This is a genomic window from Brachybacterium phenoliresistens (genome assembly GCF_039530785.1).
Lineage (GTDB): Bacteria > Actinomycetota > Actinomycetes > Actinomycetales > Dermabacteraceae > Brachybacterium > Brachybacterium phenoliresistens.
The window spans coordinates 105,004-122,773 of the sequence record NZ_BAAAOW010000006.1; the positions used below are offsets into that span (position 1 = coordinate 105,004).

21 protein-coding genes are annotated in these 17,770 nt (G+C 73.3%); 12 read left to right on the forward strand and 9 right to left on the reverse strand.

Features of this window, described 5'->3' with window-relative positions; genetic code table 11:
- Positions 1-52 precede the first annotated feature (52 nt).
- The 5 genes from ABD234_RS13395 (at position 53) to ABD234_RS13415 (ending at position 5,071) form a co-directional block, all read left to right on the forward strand.
- A complete protein-coding gene (locus tag ABD234_RS13395) occupies positions 53-772 on the forward strand; it encodes a sulfite exporter TauE/SafE family protein (protein ID WP_038373422.1) in 720 nt (239 codons plus the stop codon).
- A gap of 101 nt (positions 773-873) precedes the next feature.
- On the forward strand, positions 874-2,292 hold the full coding sequence (locus ABD234_RS13400) for an Nramp family divalent metal transporter (protein ID WP_344357107.1): 1,419 nt from the start codon (positions 874-876) through the stop codon (positions 2,290-2,292).
- A gap of 27 nt (positions 2,293-2,319) precedes the next feature.
- The gene (locus ABD234_RS13405; protein ID WP_038373423.1) at positions 2,320-3,294 is read left to right on the forward strand and encodes a phosphoglycerate dehydrogenase; all 975 of its coding nucleotides are present in this window, start codon (positions 2,320-2,322) and stop codon (positions 3,292-3,294) included.
- On the forward strand, positions 3,291-4,271 hold the full coding sequence (locus tag ABD234_RS13410) for an aldo/keto reductase (RefSeq protein ID WP_038373424.1): 981 nt from the start codon (positions 3,291-3,293) through the stop codon (positions 4,269-4,271). Before ABD234_RS13405 ends, ABD234_RS13410 begins: the two co-directional genes overlap by 4 nt.
- 32 nt (positions 4,272-4,303) lie before the next feature.
- The gene (locus tag ABD234_RS13415; RefSeq protein WP_038373425.1) at positions 4,304-5,071 is read left to right on the forward strand and encodes an HpcH/HpaI aldolase family protein; all 768 of its coding nucleotides are present in this window, start codon (positions 4,304-4,306) and stop codon (positions 5,069-5,071) included.
- Positions 5,072-5,145: 74 nt separating this feature from the next.
- Here the strand turns inward: ABD234_RS13415 and ABD234_RS13420 are convergent, their stop codons facing one another.
- From ABD234_RS13420 to ABD234_RS13430, 3 genes are read right to left on the reverse strand one after another with little or no spacing between them, the layout of a single operon-like run.
- Complete coding sequence (locus ABD234_RS13420) at positions 5,146-5,880, reverse strand: ribonuclease FAU-1 family protein (RefSeq protein ID WP_344357115.1); 735 nt, start codon at positions 5,878-5,880, stop codon at positions 5,146-5,148.
- 18 nt (positions 5,881-5,898) lie between these two features.
- A complete protein-coding gene (locus ABD234_RS13425) occupies positions 5,899-6,570 on the reverse strand; it encodes a TetR/AcrR family transcriptional regulator (protein ID WP_344357117.1) in 672 nt (223 codons plus the stop codon).
- Positions 6,567-6,914, reverse strand: coding sequence for a hypothetical protein (locus tag ABD234_RS13430; protein WP_344357120.1), 348 nt, complete (start codon positions 6,912-6,914; stop codon positions 6,567-6,569). The genes ABD234_RS13425 and ABD234_RS13430 overlap by 4 nt, the downstream gene beginning before the upstream one ends.
- An 84-nt stretch (positions 6,915-6,998) precedes the next feature.
- On the opposite strand from ABD234_RS13430, the gene ABD234_RS13435 reads away from it, so the two are divergent.
- Positions 6,999-7,775: a GAF and ANTAR domain-containing protein gene (locus ABD234_RS13435; protein WP_344357123.1), complete on the forward strand. Its 777-nt coding sequence runs from the start codon at positions 6,999-7,001 to the stop codon at positions 7,773-7,775.
- An 18-nt stretch (positions 7,776-7,793) separates the two neighbouring features.
- Here ABD234_RS13435 and ABD234_RS13440 read toward each other — a convergent pair whose 3' ends face one another.
- The 4 genes from ABD234_RS13440 to ABD234_RS13455 all read right to left on the reverse strand — a co-directional run bounded on the left by ABD234_RS13440 (position 7,794) and on the right by ABD234_RS13455 (position 11,956).
- Entirely contained in the window at positions 7,794-8,606 is an 813-nt protein-coding gene (locus tag ABD234_RS13440) for a hypothetical protein (RefSeq protein ID WP_344357126.1), read from the reverse strand.
- Between the two features lie 183 nt (positions 8,607-8,789).
- The gene (locus ABD234_RS13445; RefSeq protein WP_344357129.1) at positions 8,790-9,737 is read right to left on the reverse strand and encodes a glycine betaine ABC transporter substrate-binding protein; all 948 of its coding nucleotides are present in this window, start codon (positions 9,735-9,737) and stop codon (positions 8,790-8,792) included.
- 57 nt (positions 9,738-9,794) lie between these two features.
- Entirely contained in the window at positions 9,795-10,712 is a 918-nt protein-coding gene (locus ABD234_RS13450; protein ID WP_038373431.1) for an ABC transporter permease, read from the reverse strand.
- Positions 10,709-11,956 carry a quaternary amine ABC transporter ATP-binding protein gene (locus ABD234_RS13455; protein WP_051486973.1) on the reverse strand — a complete coding sequence of 416 codons (1,248 nt, stop codon included), beginning with the start codon at positions 11,954-11,956 and terminating at the stop codon, positions 10,709-10,711. The genes ABD234_RS13450 and ABD234_RS13455 overlap by 4 nt, the downstream gene beginning before the upstream one ends.
- A 467-nt stretch (positions 11,957-12,423) precedes the next feature.
- Here ABD234_RS13455 and ABD234_RS13460 point away from each other — a divergent pair, with 467 nt between their 5' ends.
- On the forward strand, positions 12,424-13,149 hold the full coding sequence (locus tag ABD234_RS13460) for a GNAT family N-acetyltransferase (RefSeq protein ID WP_344357133.1): 726 nt from the start codon (positions 12,424-12,426) through the stop codon (positions 13,147-13,149).
- Positions 13,150-13,193: 44 nt separating this feature from the next.
- Positions 13,194-14,027 carry a hypothetical protein gene (locus ABD234_RS13465; protein WP_344357136.1) on the forward strand — a complete coding sequence of 278 codons (834 nt, stop codon included), beginning with the start codon at positions 13,194-13,196 and terminating at the stop codon, positions 14,025-14,027.
- A 26-nt stretch (positions 14,028-14,053) separates the two neighbouring features.
- Here the strand turns inward: ABD234_RS13465 and ABD234_RS13470 are convergent, their stop codons facing one another.
- Positions 14,054-14,575 carry a hypothetical protein gene (locus tag ABD234_RS13470; protein WP_344357139.1) on the reverse strand — a complete coding sequence of 174 codons (522 nt, stop codon included), beginning with the start codon at positions 14,573-14,575 and terminating at the stop codon, positions 14,054-14,056.
- A 140-nt stretch (positions 14,576-14,715) separates the two neighbouring features.
- On the opposite strand from ABD234_RS13470, the gene ABD234_RS13475 reads away from it, so the two are divergent.
- Together ABD234_RS13475 and ABD234_RS13480 are read left to right on the forward strand one after the other, a co-directional pair.
- On the forward strand, positions 14,716-15,846 hold the full coding sequence (locus ABD234_RS13475; protein WP_344357142.1) for a C2 family cysteine protease: 1,131 nt from the start codon (positions 14,716-14,718) through the stop codon (positions 15,844-15,846).
- The gene (locus ABD234_RS13480; RefSeq protein WP_344357145.1) at positions 15,843-16,163 is read left to right on the forward strand and encodes a hypothetical protein; all 321 of its coding nucleotides are present in this window, start codon (positions 15,843-15,845) and stop codon (positions 16,161-16,163) included. The genes ABD234_RS13475 and ABD234_RS13480 overlap by 4 nt, the downstream gene beginning before the upstream one ends.
- Before the next feature lie 19 nt (positions 16,164-16,182).
- Here the strand turns inward: ABD234_RS13480 and ABD234_RS13485 are convergent, their stop codons facing one another.
- Positions 16,183-16,659 (reverse strand): GyrI-like domain-containing protein, encoded by a 477-nt coding sequence (locus ABD234_RS13485; RefSeq protein WP_344357148.1) that lies wholly within the window; start codon positions 16,657-16,659, stop codon positions 16,183-16,185.
- 200 nt (positions 16,660-16,859) lie between these two features.
- On the opposite strand from ABD234_RS13485, the gene ABD234_RS13490 reads away from it, so the two are divergent.
- Together ABD234_RS13490 and ABD234_RS13495 are read left to right on the forward strand one after the other, a co-directional pair.
- Positions 16,860-17,156: a hypothetical protein gene (locus ABD234_RS13490; RefSeq protein WP_344357151.1), complete on the forward strand. Its 297-nt coding sequence runs from the start codon at positions 16,860-16,862 to the stop codon at positions 17,154-17,156.
- A gap of 113 nt (positions 17,157-17,269) precedes the next feature.
- Positions 17,270-17,755 carry a hypothetical protein gene (locus ABD234_RS13495; RefSeq protein WP_344357154.1) on the forward strand — a complete coding sequence of 162 codons (486 nt, stop codon included), beginning with the start codon at positions 17,270-17,272 and terminating at the stop codon, positions 17,753-17,755.
- Positions 17,756-17,770 lie beyond the last annotated feature (15 nt).

Below are 17,770 nucleotides of genomic sequence, written 5' to 3' on the forward strand. Positions count from 1 at the left end.
GGATTGTGGCCCTAATGCGCGATTCGCGCAACCCCCGGGGATGAGGAGAGCCATGGAGATCGTCCTGATCGGCGTGATCGTCGCGGTCGCGACCTGCGTGCAGGGGTCGGTCGGCTTCGGCCTGGGCATGCTCGCCGCACCCCTGATCGCGCTCATCGCCCCGGAGCTGATCCCCGGCACGGTGCTGCTGCTGGCCACCACCCTCTCCCTGAGCACCCTGCTGCGCGAGCGCTCCCACGTGGACTGGGGCGCGGTGGGCTGGGCGAGCATCGGCCGCATCCCCGGCTCGCTGCTGGGCGCCGGGGCCGTCGCCCTGCTGCCGGACGCCGGGCTCACCGTGGTGCTGGCCGGCACGGTGCTGCTGGGCGTCGCGCTGAGCCTCGCCGGCTGGCGGCCCCACCGCACCCGCGCCACGACCCTGCTGGCAGGGGGCGCCTCCGGCGCCCTGGGCACCGCCACCAGCATCGGCGGACCGCCGATGGCGCTGATCCTGCGCGGCGAGGAGCCCGGCATGGTCCGGGCGACGCTCAGCGGGACCTTCGTGGTGGGCTGCGCGCTGTCGCTGGCCAGCCTCGGCGCCCTCGGACAGCTGCATCTCGAGCAGCTGCGGGCCGCGATCGTGCTGCTGCCCTTCGTCGCCGCGGGCCTGCTGGCCTCGGGTCCGATCGCCCGCCGGATCGACAGCGCACGCCTGTACTCCGGGGCCGTCCTCGTCTCGGTGGTCGGCGCCCTGGCCGCGGCGGCCGGCGGGGCGTCGGCGCTGCTGGGCTGATCGCGGCCCCGATCCGGGATTGCGCGCTCCGCGCTTTCGGTGCAGACTATTGCGCGCACCACGCAGATCCGTGGACCGCCTGACGATCCGAGAGGTCGCTGATGACCCAGACCCCCTCTGCCCCGCCCGCGCCCACCGCCGCGGAGGTCGCCGACCCGTACGCCCTGCGCCCCGAGCTGGCCCGCGCCGCACCGCGGACCCTCGTCCAGCGCCTGCGCTTCCTGGGACCGGGCATGCTCATGTCCGCCGCCGTGGTCGGCTCCGGGGAGCTCATCACCACCACGACCATGGGCGCGAGCGTCGGCTTCGCCCTGCTGTGGCTGATCATCCTGTCCACCGGGGCGAAGGTCTTCATCCAGGCCGAGCTCGCCAAGCACACCATCCTCTCCGGCCGCCCCGCCCTGCAGGCCTTCGCCGACGTCCCGCCGCGGATCGGCCGCGCGAGCTGGATCAACGTGCTGTGGATCGGGATGGACCTGGCCAAGATGCTCCAGCGCGGCGGGATCATCGGCGGCGCCGTCTCCGCCCTGTCGCTGCTGTGGCCGATCCTCGGCGAGCCGCTGTCCACGCCCTCGCTGGTGCTGTGGACCGTGATCGCGCTGGCCGTGGTGATCGGCGTGAACGTCGCCGACCGGTACCTGCTGCTCGAGCGGACCGCCTTCGCGCTCGTGGTCACCTTCACCGTGTTCACCGTGATCCTCGCGCTGTCGCTGCCGGCCACCGCCTTCGGCTACGACCTGGCCGACATCGCCGGCGGGTTCACGCTGGGGATCCCCGCCGGCGCCGCCGGCATCGCCATCGCCGTCTTCGGCCTGACCGGCGTCGGCGCCGACGAGATGACCACCTACACCTACTGGACCATGGAGAAGGGCTACGCCCGCTGGACCGGCCCCGAGGACGGCACCCCCGAGCGCGCCGCCCGCGCCCGCGGCTGGATCCGCGTCATGCAGCTGGACCTCCTGGTCGCCTGGATCGTCACCACCGCCTGCACGCTGTCCTTCTACATCATGGGGGCGGCCGTGCTGCACCCCCAGGACCTGCACCCTGAGGGCACCGAGGTGATCCGCACCCTGTCGCGGATGTACGTCGACACCCTCGGACCCTGGGCGGAGATCCTCTTCCTCATCGGCGCCGTGACCGTGCTCGGCTCGACCTTCCTCGCCTCGACCGCCTCGGTGCCGCGGCTGTGGGCGAACAACCTCGCCGTCCTCGGGGCGTTCGACTGGACGGACGTGGCGCTGCGCCGCAGGCTCATCCGCATCTTCACGGTCGTCATGCCGTGCATCTGGGCGGCCACCTTCCTGGGCCTCAAGGCCCCGCTGATCATGGTGATGATCGGCGGCTTCGGCGGGGCGCTGTTCCTGTTCGCCGTGGTCATCGCCGTCTGGTTCCTGCGCCGCCGCACCGGGGACGCGACCTTCCGCTCGCGGCGCTCGACCGTCCTGCTGTGCATCTCCACGCTCGCCGTGCTGTTCGTCGGCGCGGTCGCGCTGCTCGAGGAGCTCGGCATCGCGGCCTGACCGCCCGTCCCCACCCGAAGGAGCCCCATGTCCGAGGTCGTCGTCCTCTCCCCCAGCTTCGGCCGCTGGTCCCCCGAGCCCGCGCAGGTGCTGGCGGATGCCGGTCTGCGGGTGCGCCGCGCCGCCCTCGGCGCGCCGATGACCCCGCAGCAGGTCATCGGCCAGCTGCCCGGGGCCGCGGCCCTGATCGTCGGCCTCGATGCGGTCGACGCCTCCGTGATCGAGGAGGCGGCGCGCCGCGGAGAGCTGCGCGTGATCGCCAAGCACGGCGTGGGGGTGGACAACATCGACGTCGCCGCGGCGGCCCGCGCCGGCATCCCCGTGGTCCACGTGCCCGCCCTGAACAGCGGCGCCGTCGCCGATCTGGTGCTGGGCCTGATGCTGGCCCTGCTGCGCCGCATCCCGGAGGCGCAGCAGGGCCTGCGCGAGGGCGGCTGGCCGGTCCTGGCCGGCCCCGAGCTGAGCGAGCTCGCCGTGGGCATCGCCGGCTTCGGGCGCATCGGCCGAGGGGTCGCGCGACGCCTGGAGGGCTTCGACGCCTCCGTGGCGGCCTTCGACCCGTTCCTGCCGCCGGACGCCTTCGGGTCCGTGCGGCGCACCGGCACCCTCGAGGAGCTGCTGGAGACCAGCGACCTGGTGACGCTGCACCTGCCCGGGGGCCAGGACGGGCCGCTGCTGGACGAGGCCGCGATCGCCCGCATGCGCCCCGGCGCCTGGCTGGTCAACGCCGCCCGCGGCGAGCTCGTCGACGAGCACGCCGTCGCCCGGGCCCTGCGCTCCGGGCATCTCGCCGGATACGCGGCCGATGCCTTCACGGCCGAGCCGCCCACCGGCTCCCCGCTGCTGGAGGCCCCGAACACCCTGCTCACCCCGCACATGGGGGCCTACACCCGGGCGACGAACGCGCGCATGGGCGTCAGCGCCGCCCGCAGCATCATCGCGGCGCTCACCGGAGCGCCGCTGGACCACGAGGTCCGCCCCGCCGAGGAAGGACGCCGATGAGCACCCCCACCACCACGATCCCCGGGATCCCGCAGCCCGTCTCCCGCGCCGTGCTGGGCACCATGACCTTCGGCGACACCGTCGACCGGGCGACCGCCGAGCGCATGATCCACGCCGCCCTGGACGCCGGGGTGACCCTGGTGGACACCGCCAACGGCTACGCGGGCGGGCAGACCGAGACGATGCTGGGCACCCTGCTCCCGCCGGGGGACGGCGTGGCCCTCGCGACGAAGGCCGGCATCCCGCACCCCGACGCCGGGGAGCACTCGCCGCTGTCCGCGGAGGGCATGCGCCGCAGCCTCGAGGGCAGCCTGCGGCGCCTGCGCCGCGAGCGCGTGGAGCTGTTCCATCTTCACCAGCCCGACCGCTCCGTCCCGCTCGCCGAGACCCTCGAGCAGATCGCGACCTTCCTCGAGCAGGGACGCATCCTCGCCTGGGGCGTCTCGAACTTCTCCGCCTGGCAGATCGCCGACCTCGAGGCCGCGGCCGACCGCGCCGGCCTGCCCCGCCCGGTCGTCGCCCAGCAGCTGTACAACCTCCTCGCCCGCCGCATCGAGACCGAGTACGCCGAGTTCGCGCAGGTCCACGGCCTGCACACGATGGTCTACAACCCGCTGGGCGGCGGCCTGCTCACCGGGCGGCACCGCTTCGAGGAGTCCGGCGGCTCCGGCCGCTTCGGCGATTCCCGCCTGTCCGGCATGTACCGCGACCGATACTGGAACCCGCAGCTCTTCTCCGCGATCGACGAGCTCTCCCGGATCGCGGCCGAGGCGGGGATGGCGCTGACCGAGCTGTCGCTGCGCTGGCTCGTCTCCCAGGAGGTGACGAGCTCGGTCCTGCTGGGCGGCTCGAAGGTCGAGCACCTGGCCGCCAACCTCGCCCACCTGGACCGCGGTCCGCTCCCGGCCGACGTCCTCGAGCGCACCCGCGCCGTCGGCGAGCAGCTGCACGGCCCCATGCCCGCCTACCACCGCTGATCCCGCGACCCGCCCGACCCGAGGAGTCCCCCATGCCCCATCCCGCCGCCGACGTCATCCGCCGCGCCCAGGCCGGCGAGACCCTGATCGGCTACTGGTCGGTCCTGGACAGCCCCGTCTCCACCGAGCGCGTGGCCATGACCGGCTACGACTACGTCGCCATCGACGGCCAGCACGGCCTGCTGGGCTACTCCGGCATCCTGCAGGGGCTGATGGCCATCGACGCCGCCCACGGCCCGGCCGGGCTGGTGCGCGTGGAGGCCAACGACGACGCCGTCATCGGCCAGGCCCTCGACGCCGGGGCCCGCGGCGTGATCGTCCCGCTGGTGAGCACGGCCGATGACGCGCGCCGCGCCGTGCGGGCAGCCCGCTACCCCGGCGCCGGGATCCGGTCCTACGGGCCGATGCGCTCGGGGCTGCGCGTGGGCCCGGTCCCCGGCGACTCCGATGCGGCGATCCTTCTGCTGGTGATGATCGAGACGCCCGAGGGCCTCGAGAACGTCGAGGAGATCTGCGCGGTCGACGGGGTGGACGGCGTGTACATCGGCCCCTCCGACCTCATGCTCGCCGTGGGCGGCGCGTTCCCGGGCGACCCGGACCGGGCCGCCGAGCACACCGCCGCGATCGCGCGCGTGCTCGCGGCGGCGCAGGCCGCCGGGGTCATCCCGGGCATCCACACGCCCGACGGCGCGACCGCCCGGGCTCGCCGCGAGCAGGGCTTCCGGTTCATCACCATCGCCTCGGACCTCACCCACCTGGAGCAGGCGGCGCGCAGCCACCTCGAGCAGGCCCGCGGCTGAGGCCCCGCCTCAGGACCCCTCGACCACGAGGCTCGCCTCCCCGAGCGGCGGCGACCCGAATTCGTCGACGGGGCTCATGACGGCCTGCCCGGGCCGGGGATCTGCTGCCATCCCTCGGGCAGCGGGTGGGGGCCGATGTCCCCGGGCGGGATCCAGGGCTCCCAGCCGCTCCCTGCGGCGCCCTCTCCGCGCGAGAGCAGGCCGTGCAGCCGGGCCCCCGTCCCGCGCACCGCGGCCGCCTGCTCGGGGGTGAGGGCGCCGGTCCCGACGAACCAGTCGAGCTCGTCCTCGTCCTTCATCGCGACCCGCCAGTCCTCGGTGCCCGGGACGCCCTCGGCGACGACGTCGAGCGCCCAGTCGCGGGTGTCGTACCCGAGGGCGGTGCGGCGCCACGGGGTCTCGAGGTTGCCGTACCAGCGACGGGTCCAGTCCGTGCCGTCGTGCCAGCGCCAGACCGACCAGCGCTCGCCGCGCCGATGGACGCGCACGACGGTCTCCCCCTCCCAGGCGGCCACGTCGTACCGGCCGTCCCAGTCGGTCGCGGAGACCAGGCGCCCCTGCGGCCCGATCCCGGCCCCGGCCCGTGCCGCGCGGCCGGATCCGGGGCGCGTCATGACGACGGTCAGCTCCCCGTCGTCGTGCAGCACGGTGCCGGCGACCGCGAAGCTCACCGTCGGGCCGCGACCGGGCAGCTCCCGGATGCTGCGCAGGACGACGCGGGTCCCGCGGGCATGGGGCGGCACCGGCGGATCGACCTCGGGGCCGGGCAGGACGTCGAGGGACCGGCGCAGAGCGTCATCGCGTGCCATGGCACCACCCTAGGCGCGTCAGGGCACCAGCAGCAGGGCGACGATCGCGCGCAGGTCCTCCCGCGGGTCGTCGTGATGCGCCTCGCGCTGCAGCGCGCGCACGCTCCTCTCGCGCACGGCGTGCCCCATCGCCAGGGACATGAGCGCCCGGGCGACGAACTCCGGGGAGACGTCCCGTCGCGGCCCGCCGGGGCGGGACAGGCTCTCGGCGCATCGGGCGAGAATGTGCTCGTACACCCGCCGCAGGCGGGCGATCCGGAATCTGCCGGGAAAGTCGCAATTCACCGCTTCCGTGTCCAGCACGGCCAGCAGCTGATTCGCGGGAGAACAGGGATCCAGGACGTCCACGATGTGGTCGACGACGGCCGTCGGATCTCCGTCCAGGGCGGCGCACCGGTCCAGGGCGGTCTGCGCCGCGGCCTCCAGGCGGTCGATGACCCCGAACAGCAGGCTCGCCTTGGACGGGAAGTGGTGCAGCAGCCCCGGATGCGACACGTTGACCGACGCGGCGATCATCCGCAGGCTCGAGCCGGCGTATCCGTGCTGGGCGAACATCGCCTCCGCCCCGTCCAGGATCCTCTCCGCCGGGGGGCGCTCATCCCGGACCGCGCGACGCGGAATCTGCGCATCCGGCGCTCTGACCTGGGCGACGACCGTCGAGGCTGCGTCCTCGCGCAGCTGCTCGGTCACGGCGCCTCCACCGGGACCACCAGGCAGGTGCGTTCGTGCTGCGTGCCGACGACGCGCAGCCCGGCACGGCGGTGACCCGCCTGCGGACCGTTCATGGCCTCGAGCACGTGGCGCACCGCCGCCGGCTCGAGGTGGAGGGCGCCGTCGACGTCGACGAGGACGAGCGCCTCGGGATCGCGGGCGAAGGCTTTTTCGATCTCATCGGCGAGGAATGCACAGGTATCCCGTGTGAGGCATCCGGTGACGGCGATCTCGATCGCATCACGACCGACATCGGCGCGCACCGAGAGCGAGATTTCGTGAGGCATGGCAGAACCGCCTGTCAATTCAGGAACGACGGCCATCTGCAAGACCTTCTCGAAGGATATGGCCCTCCGTCCCCCGGCGCAACCGCCGGGGACGGGGGCCCGACGTGGCAGACTCTGCCCATGCCGTCCCCCACGCCGCCGGCCCCCGAGAAGGAGCGCCCCATGTCCGCCCCCGAGCAGACCCGCGATGCGATGACGTCCATGGAGAGGCTGCTCCTGGAGAGCGAGGACATCGCCGGCTTCCTCGAGGAGTTCATCGAGCACCTCGCGCAGCGCCTCTCCACCGGGGACGAGCCGGTGTGGTGCGGAGTGAGCCTGCGGCGCCAGCGCCGGTCCACCACCGTGGTCACCTCGGGCCCCCACGCCCTGGAGATCGACGCGCTGCAGTACGCCTCCCCCGACGGCCCGTGCCTGACCGCCATGCGGGAGCAGACCGTGATCCGCGTCGGGGACGTGCGCGAGGACGGCCGGTGGCCGCAGTTCCACTCCGCCGCGGATCAGCAGGGGGTGCGCTCCGTGCTCGCGGTCCCCTTCGCGCTGCGCGGCGAGGCGCAGGCGGCGCTGAACATCTACTCCTCCTCCCCGCACGACTTCGACCCCCGGAAGATCGAGGTCATCCAGCTCGAGGTGGATCGGGCCTCCAGCGGCCTGCTGCTGGCGATCCGCCTGGCCGACGGTCGGGACGCGGAGGAGGATCTGCGGGCGTCGATGGAGTCCCGCACCACCATCGACCTGGCCACGGGCATCATCATGGCCCAGAACCGGTGCACCCAGCAGGAGGCGCTGGAGATCCTCACCGCCGCCTCGAACCATCGCAACGAGAAGCTGCGCGATGTCGCCCTGGCGCTGGTGGTGAGCCTCAACGGCGGCCCGCCCACGAACGGCTTCGTCCGCTGAGGACGTCGCGGCCCCGGATCAGCCCCGGCCGATGTACAGGGGGTACGCCCAGTACGGCTCGACCGAGAAGACGACGTCCCTGACCACTCCCTCGGGCACCTCGAACAGGACCGAGCAGGTGACCTCGTCCCCGTCGTCCAGGCGGGAGACCGCATGCAGCGGCGCCGCCGGCTCCGCCCAGGCCTCCGAGGAATCGGCCGCCCAGTAGTCCGTCTCCGCCATCACCCAGAGCCCGTCCCGGAGATCCAGCGGCACGGATCCCCGGTAGGTCAGGCGGAGGTCCGCCTGGACGTACACGTGGCCCGGCTCCGCCGGCGGGTTCTGCGGATCGGCCCCGGCGACGAGCTCCGCGGCGTCCCAGGTCACCGTCTCCACGAACACCTGCAGGTGACCGCCCTCCGGGGTGTCCCAGCCCAGCCGGTGCTCGCCGAGCACCGCCGGGCGATCGAAGCCCCCGAATCCGGCGACCACGCCCCCGGCGGCGTCGGTGACCTCGCCGTCGACGAAGTCGTCCTCGATCCCCATCATCCCGGCCTCGACGTACCCGTCCTGCGCATCGAGGGCGCGCAGGAGGACCATCCCCGTGATCACGCCGCCGCCGAAGGCCAGGAGCACCAGGACCATCGCCCCGGCGATCCCCGCCGCCCACCAGGCGGCCGCCCGGCGGCGCGGCGCGGCGGGCGGCGGCGCCGGGTGCTCGGAGAGCGTCGGGACCGGGCTCTCGGGCGCGGGCTCCTGCTGGAGCCAGTGCGCGTACGAGGCCCCGGCCCGGGCCGCGTCGTCGGTCGTCTGCGGGCTGTGCGTCCCGCTCGGGTCGTGGGACATCGTCATGGAACGCCTCACCAGGTCAGAGCCGTTCCATGGGTCCCGGACAGGCCCCCCGACCACGGCGATGGAGGGAATCTAGCAGGAGATCGGCGCGGCCCCGCGCTTCGTCCCCGAACCGTGACCTGGACGCACGAGCGCCCCGTCCTCCGGGCAGGAGGACGGGGCGCGCGGCGATGCCGGGTCGGATCAGCCCTCGTCGACGACGGGCAGCACGTCGGGGTTCTCCTCCAGCCAGGAGTCGATGGCCTCGGCCTCCTGGCCCTCGCCGAACTCGTTGACGACCTTGTCCTCGAGGCTGCCGTACTGGGCGTCGTCGAGGGTGATGCCGCCGATGAACTCGGCCGCATCGGCGAAGTCGTCGCCGAAGCCCTCGCGGGCCAGGAAGTGGAGGGCCTCGGACTCGCCCAGGGCGCCGAGGGGATCCTCGAGGTCCTTCACGGAGTAGGCGGAGTTCGCCCAGAAGGGGCGCCACAGGGTGACGACGATGTCCTTCTGGTCCTCGACGGCGCCGGCGAGCTCGGTGGTCATCGCCGTCGTCGAGGAGGTGACCAGCTCGTACTCGTCCTCGAGCCCGTACTGCGGCATGACCTGCTCCTGGGTCGCCTTGGTCAGGCCCGCCCCCGGCTCGATGCCGACGATCCGCCCGCCGAAGCGGTCGCCCTGGCCCTTGAGGTCCGCGATGGAGGTGATGTCGACGTAGTCGGGCACGGCGATGGTGAGCTTGGCGTTGGGGTAGTACGCGCCGAGGTCCTCGATCGAGTCGCCGTACTCCTCCATGTACGAGGCGTGGGTGACCTCGGGCCAGGCCGAGGGGTAGATGTCCACGTCGCCGTTCGCCAGCGCCGTGTACAGCAGGGCGGCATCGGCGATCTGCTCGTGCTCGACGGTGTAGCCCATCGCGGTCAGGCGGTCGTCCAGCAGGTAGGCGGTGCTCAGGCCGTCGGTCCAGGAGGCGATGTAGCCCAGGGTGATGGTCTTGCCGTTCCCGGAGCCGCCGTCGGCCGAGCCGTCCCCGCCGGAGCCCCCGTTGCCGCCGCAGGCGGCCAGGCCCAGGCCCATCAGGCCGGCAGCGCCGCCCGCGAACGCGGCACGGCGGGACAGGGGGATGGTGAGAGCGTTGCGTCGGTTCTTCATGATCGGGTGTCCTTTCGAAACGGTGATCAGGGGATCCGCGGCCCGGGGGCCGGAGGTTCAGGCCTCGGCGGCGGCGCGCTGCGCCGTCTTCTCCGCGAGGCTCTTCTTCAGGAGGGCGATCAGGGACGTCGGGTAGGAGCCGGGATTGCCCAGGGACGCGGTGAGGCGGTCCAGGAACACGGCCAGCAGCACGACGCCGACCCCGGCCTCGATGCCGAGCGGCAGGTTCATGGTGGTGATGCCCTGGACGACGAGCTTGCCCAGCCCGTCGGCCCCCACCATGCCCGAGATGACCGCCATGGACAGGGACAGCATGATGACCTGGTTGACGCCGGCCATGATCGTGGGGATCGCCAGCGGCAGCTGGATCCCGGTGAGGATCTGCCCCGGCGTCGCGCCGAAGGACTCCCCGGCCTCGACGGTCTCGGAGTCGACCTGCCGGATGCCCAGCTCGGTCATGCGCACCCCCGGCGGGAGCGCGAAGATGATCGTCGAGAAGAGGCCGGGCACGGTGCCGACGGAGAAGAAGATGATCGCCGGGATCAGGTAGACGAAGGCGGGCATCGTCTGCATGAAGTCCAGGATCGGCCGCACGAGCACGCTCACGGTCCGGTTCGTCGCCGCGAGGATGCCCACCGGCACGGCGATGACGATCGCGCACACGGTGGCGACCAGCACCTGCGCCATCGTCTGCATCATCGGCTCCCAGACGTCGATGCACAGCGCGAACAGGAAGAGCACGGCGGTGGCGATCGCGAACTGCCAGGAGCGGAACACCAGCGACAGCAGCGCGAACAGCAGCACCATCACCAGCGCCGGCAGCAGCAGGAGCGTGTCGGTGAGGCCGTCGACCAGGGCCCTCATCAGCCAGCTGAAGGCGTCGAACAGGAGGGAGAGGTTCTCCTTGAACCAGCGGATCAGCCAGGCGATGCCCTCGCCGAGCGGGATGCGGAGGAAGAACTCGTCGGGGCTCATCGGGCATCATCCTCCGCGGCGTCGAAGGCGGGCAGCGGCGGCGGGGCAGGTGCCGGCGGCGGGTCCGGCTGCAGGGCTCCGGCGGCGGTCAGCAGGGTCACGCGCGGGATGACGCCGGCGAAGCGGCCGTCCTCGTCCGTGACCACCAGGGGGCTGCGGTGCCGCGCGGAGATCGCGAACAGGTCCGCGACCGGCGTGTGCGCATCCACCAGGGGCAGCTCGGGCTCGGCGGGAATCGGCAGCTCGTCGCGGCCGTCCTTCACCGCGGCGGCGACGTCCTCCTCCCAGATCACGGCGTGCGGGGTGCGGTCGCGGCGCAGCACGACCAGCCACGGGTTCTGGGTCTCGCGCATGAGCTTGTGGGCGCTGCGCGGGCCCTGCCCGGACCCGAGGGTCGCCGGGGGCGGCTCCATGATCGCCGAGGCCGTCAGCACGCGGCTGCGGTCCACGTCCTGGATGAAGCGGGCGACGTAGTCGTTCGCCGGCTCGTTGAGGATCTGCTCGGAGGTGCCGACCTGGACGATCCTCCCGTCGCGCATCATGGCGATCCGGTCGCCGATCCGCATGGCCTCGTTGAGGTCGTGGGTGATGAACAGGATCGTCTTCTCCAGGCGCTGCTGCAGGTCCACGAGCTGGTCCTGCATGTCCCGCCGGATCAGCGGGTCCAGGGCGCTGAAGGCCTCGTCCATGAGCATGATGTCGGTCCCGGCGGCGAGCGCCCGGGCCAGGCCCACGCGCTGCTGCATGCCGCCGGAGAGGTCCGACGGACGGTAGCCGCCCCAGCCCTTCAGCCCCACCATCTCCAGGGCCTCGGCCGCGCGGGCCTCCCGCTCGGAACGGCCCACCCCGCTGACCTCGAGCCCGTAGGCGGCGTTCTCGCCGACGGTGCGATGGGGCAGCAGGGCGAAGTGCTGGAACACCATGGAGATGCGCCGACGGCGCACCTCGCGCAGCTCGGCGGCGTTCATGCTCGAGATCGACTGATCGCCGATCACCAGCTCCCCCGCGGTCGCCGGCCACAGGCCGTTGACCATGCGGATGAGCGTGGACTTGCCCGAGCCGGACAGGCCCATCACGACGAAGATCTCGCCGGGCTCGACGCTGAAGGAGGCATCGATCACCGCGGCCGTCAGTCCGTCCTCACGCAGCTCCTCGCGGGTCCGGCCTGCCTGGAGCGCCTCGACGCCCCGGTGCGGCCTGCGCCCGAAGATCTTGTACAGACCGTCGGCGGAAATTGCTGGCACAGTGCTCCTTCGTCCATTCTCCGGATACGGGCAGGTGCCGTTTCTCTGCGGCCGCCGCCACGGTGGTCAGGCCGCAGCAGGCAGTCCGGGGCACCCGGGCCCGCACCCCGAGGCTGGCACGGCCCGGTCTGCGGAACAAGCCGGAACGGGGCCGATAGACGCAGGTCAGAGGCACCACGGCCGGGCGGTCCGGCCGCGGCCGACCCCGCGGAGCGCGGCGAGAATGCAGAGGTGGCCAGGGGCGATACCGACATTCTCGGAATACCCCTCCCGCACCGGGGAGGGCGCAGGGTAACAGTCCCGTAACAACCCGTCCAGACCCGCTTACCGATCGTTCAGTCCGAGATCCGGGGCGATTTTGCGGCGCGCACGCACCGCCGTCGGCGCCCCGCGGCGCGGCCCCCGTCGCGGCCCCGGGAGGGCTAGCGTGGACCGCGTATCCGCCCTTTCGAAGGAGCCCTTCCCGCATGGTCCTCGACCTCCCTCCCGCCGCGCCGGGCAGCGGCGCGCCCGCGCACGACGCCGTCCTCGACAACCCCGCCTGGTCCTCCCTCAGCGGCCACCACGCGCACCTGGCCACCGGCAACGACCTGGTGCTGCGCTTCCCCGAGGACGTCTCCCCCTTCGTCGGCATCCGATCCTTCGCCGTGCCGGAGGTGTGGGACGCGATCCTCGACGTGTTCGGCCACGGGGCCGAGGTCGGCATCTCCCACGCCGAGCCGGAGCTGCCCGCGGGCTGGCACGAGGTGTTCCGCATCCCCGGCGTGCAGCTGGTGCAGACCGACCGCCTGCACGCCCGGCCCGACGAGGAGGCCGTCGAGCTGGGCGCGCAGGACGTCCCGGAGATGCTCGATCTCGTGGCGCGGACCAGGCCCGGGCCGTTCCTCCCCCGCACCCATCTGCTGGGCCGCTACGTGGGCATCCGCCGCGACGGGCGCCTGGCGGCGATGGCCGGCGAGCGCCTGCATCCCGCGGGCTGGACGGAGATCAGCGCCGTCGCCGTCGATCCGGCTCACCGCCGCCAGGGCCTCGCCTCCCGCCTGGTCCTGGACGTCGCCTTCGGCATCCAGCAGCGCGGCGACCGAGCCCTGCTGCACGCCAGCGCCTCCAACACCGGCGCGATCGAGGCCTACGAGAAGCTCGGATTCTCCCTGCGCCGCCGGGTCAGCTTCGGAGCCGTGCGGACGCCGTAGCCGCAGGATCCTATGCTGGTGCCCCTCCGAGGGAGGAGCTCCCCATGGCGTCCCTGCGCATCATCGTCCGCCCGCTCGCCCTGCTCGGCGTCGGCGCCCTGCTGCTGGCCGGGTGCGTCCCGCCGCTGCCGTTCCTCCCCCGAGGCGGCCCCGACCTCCGCGAGGACGACACGATCGCGGTGCACCTGCCGATCAGCGGCATGTTCGGCTATTTCGGGGACCGCACCGACACCATCGGCGCGGACACCTTCACCACGCAGGTCAGCCTGCCGGAGGGGCTCGTGATCTTCGAGGAGTCCGCGCCGCTGGCCGAGGCGCAGCGCGCGCGGATCGAGACGGCGGCCGAGGACTACCTCGCCTGGGAGGCGACGCTCTCCGAGCAGGAGCACGTCCCCTGCACGGACATCCCCACCGTCGGCATCCGCGTCACCGGGTCGATGGAGCACGGCTCCCGGGTGCAGGACTGCCATGGGGACTCGCCGCTGCGCGCCCTGACCACCTCCGTGGCCGATGCGCGCGAGGAGCTCATCGGCGAGATCGCCCTGCCCACCGACGACTGGATCCTCGAGGTCGCCCCCGTGCCGGGCGGGCCGGACCCGGAGGCCGGCGGCTCCTACCGGCTGACGCTCGCGGCGTCCCGGAAGGGCATGGACCTGCTCGGCCCCGACGGCGCCGTCCGGTCGCTGGACTGGGAGGGGAGCGCGCCCGTGCTGCGAGGCATCAACGACGTGCTCATCCACGAGGACGAGATCGGCTGCTCCGACGCCGCCGCCGAGCTGACGATGACCCGGTCGGGCGACCCGTCGCTGAGCCGGACCGTCCCGATCTGCCCGGGGCAGCCGCCGGAGGCGCTGGCGGAGGCGCTGGCGGGAGCCTGAGGGTCGGGACGGACGCGGACGTCGCCTCACGCCAGGCCCAACGCCTCCGGGGTGCATCTGTCCGTCTCCACCCTCGCGTCGGAGATCGAGAACCTGCCCTGGGCATCGATCGTGAAGACCGCCCCGTGCTCGTCGCGCGCCTCGGCGTAGTGGAGGGCGCCTCGCCGCGCCACCGGCCCGAACCCGCCGAAGCCGTGCTCCCGCAGGACGTCCTCGTACGGCGCCACGTACTCGTCCCAGACCCCCTCGTCGGACACGCTCCCGTCGAAGGGCACCGAAGAGGTCCAGTCCCCCGCGCGGTAGAGGCAGTCGCCGTCGCGCTCGGCCACGGTCCGCGTCGTGGCCTGGAGCTCGAACTCCCGGCCGTCCGCCGCGCCGGCGGCCGCCGCATCGGCCGCGACCTCGTCGTAGTGCGCGACCACGTCCTGCGCCGGGATGGGCTGGCCGCCGCTGCAGCCGGCGAGCGCGAGGGCCGCGCCCGCCGCGGCGAGCACCGCGCCTGCGCGGCGGGGCACGACGGACCTCGCCCGGGGATCCCTCCGCGTCATGCTGCGCTCCTGGTTCTGCGTTCCGGCCCCCTGGGGAGCCCCTGCCGATGGGGACTTCTGCCCATCGTAGGAGAGGCCGGGCGCGGCTACAGTGCTGACCACGGCGCACATGCCGGTGAGGTGCGGAAGGGGCGGGGTGCATGGGCGGGTTCCTGGGGGCCGACACCGATCAGCTGATCGGTGCGGGAGAGACGATGGAGCAGCGGGGGGTTCGGCTCGAGGAGATCGGGGAGGCGCTGTCGGCCGCGATCGCCCGGGCGAGCTGGACCGGCCCGGATCGCGACCGCTTCTGCGAGAGCTTCGAGGCCTCGGTGCTTCCGCTGATCCGCGAGGCCTCCGTGCGCCTGGGCACCGGGGCGCGGGCCCTCTACCGCCATGCCGCGCAGCAGGACCTCGCCTCCAGCGCGGACGGCTCGATCGACTCCGCCCGCTACGCGGAGCTGCTCGAGGGCGAGTCCTGGTCGGACATCATCAACTGGGCCCAGGACGCCTGGGAGAAGACCCCGTTCGATGATCCGATGACCATCGAGGACCTCGGCGGCCGCTACGTCGACTCCCCCGAGGGGGCCGGCTTCGATCCGGCCGATGTCGATCTCTCCGCCGAGGCGATCGGGAGCCAGGTGATGCGCCAGGGCACGCTGGGCGACTGCTGGTTCCTCGCCGGGCTGATGGCGGCCGCGCAGTCCGATCCGGAGTTCCTGGCCCGGAACATCACCCTGCGCGAGGACGGCACCTGGGACGTGACGCTCTACGAGGACGGCGAGCCGGTGACCGTCACCGTCTCCCCCGACGAGCTGGTCCGCGACGGCGCGCGCGTGGACAACGACGGCAGCGGAAACTTCTGGGACGACGACGAGATCGGCTACATGTCGATCTACGAGCAGGCGGCGATCAACCACCTCGGCCCGGACTACGAGTCCGTCATCGCCGACACGCCCCAGGCCGGCCTCGAGCTCATCACGGGCGCGGGCGCGAATGGCTCCGACATCCTCGGCGGCCAGCCCTCGGCGGAGGACCTCCACCGCGCTCTGGAGACCGGTGCGCCGATCACCGTGATGACCGATCCGATCATGCCCTTCCGGGGCGACCTCGCCTCCGCCCACGTCTACCAGGTGCAGTCGGTCGACCCGGAGACCGAGGAGGTCGTCCTGGTCAACCCGTGGGGCGACGGCGCCGGCAAGCCGCATCTGGTCACGGTTCCGATGGACTTCTTCTACGGCAACAACATCGTGATGACGGGCGTCGGCGCGCCGCCCGAGGACTGGGGGTGAGGATCGTGAGCATCGACGGACCGGACGGCGCGACGCCCACGCGGCACCGGCTGCGTCTGACGGCGCGGGCGCGGATCGGCAGCGCGACCATCGGCTGCTCGGGGGCGCGGATCGCCGAGGACGGGGCCACCGCGCACGCGGCCCTCGACGTCGTCGACCCCGAGCTGGGGCGGCGCAGCGTCATCGTGCGGGAGGGCGACCGGATCGAGATCGCCTCGGGCGCCGTGCTGGTGCTCGCCGTGCACCCCTGGGACCCGCCGCGGCCCGCCGGCGTCGACCTGGCGCATGTCGCCTGGGAGGGCGGGCCCGCCGCGTGAGCGCAGACCGGGCCGATGGTCAGTGCAGCGGCTCCTCCTGCACGGGCTGCTGCAGCTCGGTGACCCAGTCCTGCTGGTCCTCGGAGTCGGAGACGAGGTAGACCTCGCGGCAGGGCCAGTCGGGCACGAGCCCGTGCTCGAGCACGGCAGTGTGCAGGGCGCGCCAGGATTCGCCGATCCCCGCCATGGTCCCGTGGTGCACGGCGCTCAGCGCCCGCGGGACCGCCGGAAGCTCGAGGAGCTCGCAGCCCTCGCCGGGCTCGCCGGGCTCGCCCTCGATGGTGAACCCGGCCGTGACCTCGACGCCGTCCTCGTTCATGTCGTACAGGGCGACGGGCGTTCCCGTGGCGGCGGCATCGGCCCCGATCCCGTCCGCGACCTCGTCGAACAGCGGACCGACGAACCCGGCCACCGCCGGCTGGTCCGGCACGGTCACCGTGCGCACGGCCAGCCGCAGCGCGGGCAGGCCCTTCTCCTGGACCTCGATGCTGGTCATCGCTCCTCCTCCACGACGGTGCCCCACAGTAGGCCGACGATCCCTCCCGCGGGAAGGGCGGCCCGGCCCGCAGGTCGCGCGACGCCCCGGCGGATCAGGCCGGGGGCGGGGAGCGGCGCGGGCAGGATCATCCGCCGGGATGACGGCGTCGATCCCGCCGGCCGACGCCCCGCACCCCGCCGGAGCGGGAGGGTGGGGACATGTTCACCACGACCCCCACCGCCCAGGACCGCACCGCCGTCGACGCCCCGATCCTCTACCGTCCCCTGGACCCCGCCTGGGGCGACGCCGGCGCCCTCGCCGAGCTCCGCGCGATCCGCGCCGCCCGCACCCGGGAGGACGCCCGCGACCTCGAGATGGCGCAGACCGCACTCCGCGCCGAGCACGCCCACCGCGCCGACCTCGGCCCTCGTCCCGCGGCCGGCCCCCGCGCCCGGCGTCGGCACGGCCAGCACCGCGGTGACGGCCTTCGCCTGTTCGGTCACCGCTTCGCCTGAGCCGCCGCACGGCGTTCCCGCGGGAACGCCTCCGCCGCCCGTCCGGCCCCTTCCGTGCGTCCGTCCGCGGCGATAGGTTCGCACGACGGCGGACCGGACGGATGGAGCACGGCATGGACCTGGGCCCGATGGATGAGCGCGCGCTGCTGGCGCGGGAGATCCGCAGCCGTGCCGCTGTCGGGCACGACCAGCACCGCATCGCGCGCGAGCTCCGATCGAGCATCGCCGATGTCCGAGCAGCGCTCGGGACGACGCACGACACGCCTGACGGGATGCCCGGCGCAGCAGGTCCCCTCGACGGGGCACCGGCTCGGGCCCGGCACCTGCCGGTGGGCGCCGAAGCCCTTCCCGTCCCCACGCAGCGGGAGATCCGCGAGAGGTTCGAGGCCGAGCAGACCGTGGAGAGGATCAGCCGGGACCTGCAGGTCAGCGCCGCTCAGGTCTACGCGACGCTCGGCATTCCGCTCAGCGGCGGCATCCCGGCCGAGCGCATCGACTGGATCATCCTGTTCCCGGAGGGCGAGGAGCCGCAGCTGCGGCTCACCCGCGGCGAGGACGGCTCCCCGACCTCCGGTCGGCGGGTCGGCCCGACGGGCTGAGGCCCGGTCCGCAGC

Bases quoted from the DNA above. Each gene is read 5' to 3' on its own strand.
- ABD234_RS13465 (WP_344357136.1), top strand. From the start codon at position 13,194: ATGGCGTCCCTGCGCATCATCGTCCGCCCGCTCGCCCTGCTCGGCGTC.
- ABD234_RS13405 (WP_038373423.1), top strand. From the start codon at position 2,320: ATGTCCGAGGTCGTCGTCCTCTCCCCCAGCTTCGGCCGCTGGTCCCCC.
- ABD234_RS13400 (WP_344357107.1), top strand. From the start codon at position 874: ATGACCCAGACCCCCTCTGCCCCGCCCGCGCCCACCGCCGCGGAGGTC.
- ABD234_RS13395 (WP_038373422.1), top strand. From the start codon at position 53: ATGGAGATCGTCCTGATCGGCGTGATCGTCGCGGTCGCGACCTGCGTG.
- ABD234_RS13445 (WP_344357129.1), bottom strand. From the start codon at position 9,737: ATGAAGAACCGACGCAACGCTCTCACCATCCCCCTGTCCCGCCGTGCC.
- ABD234_RS13470 (WP_344357139.1), bottom strand. From the start codon at position 14,575: ATGACGCGGAGGGATCCCCGGGCGAGGTCCGTCGTGCCCCGCCGCGCA.
- ABD234_RS13450 (WP_038373431.1), bottom strand. From the start codon at position 10,712: ATGAGCCCCGACGAGTTCTTCCTCCGCATCCCGCTCGGCGAGGGCATC.
- ABD234_RS13410 (WP_038373424.1), top strand. From the start codon at position 3,291: ATGAGCACCCCCACCACCACGATCCCCGGGATCCCGCAGCCCGTCTCC.
- ABD234_RS13440 (WP_344357126.1), bottom strand. From the start codon at position 8,606: ATGACGATGTCCCACGACCCGAGCGGGACGCACAGCCCGCAGACGACC.
- ABD234_RS13495 (WP_344357154.1), top strand. From the start codon at position 17,270: ATGGACCTGGGCCCGATGGATGAGCGCGCGCTGCTGGCGCGGGAGATC.
- ABD234_RS13415 (WP_038373425.1), top strand. From the start codon at position 4,304: ATGCCCCATCCCGCCGCCGACGTCATCCGCCGCGCCCAGGCCGGCGAG.
- ABD234_RS13435 (WP_344357123.1), top strand. From the start codon at position 6,999: ATGCCGTCCCCCACGCCGCCGGCCCCCGAGAAGGAGCGCCCCATGTCC.
- ABD234_RS13485 (WP_344357148.1), bottom strand. From the start codon at position 16,659: ATGACCAGCATCGAGGTCCAGGAGAAGGGCCTGCCCGCGCTGCGGCTG.
- ABD234_RS13430 (WP_344357120.1), bottom strand. From the start codon at position 6,914: ATGGCCGTCGTTCCTGAATTGACAGGCGGTTCTGCCATGCCTCACGAA.
- ABD234_RS13490 (WP_344357151.1), top strand. From the start codon at position 16,860: ATGTTCACCACGACCCCCACCGCCCAGGACCGCACCGCCGTCGACGCC.
- ABD234_RS13475 (WP_344357142.1), top strand. From the start codon at position 14,716: ATGGGCGGGTTCCTGGGGGCCGACACCGATCAGCTGATCGGTGCGGGA.
- ABD234_RS13420 (WP_344357115.1), bottom strand. From the start codon at position 5,880: ATGGCACGCGATGACGCTCTGCGCCGGTCCCTCGACGTCCTGCCCGGC.
- ABD234_RS13460 (WP_344357133.1), top strand. From the start codon at position 12,424: ATGGTCCTCGACCTCCCTCCCGCCGCGCCGGGCAGCGGCGCGCCCGCG.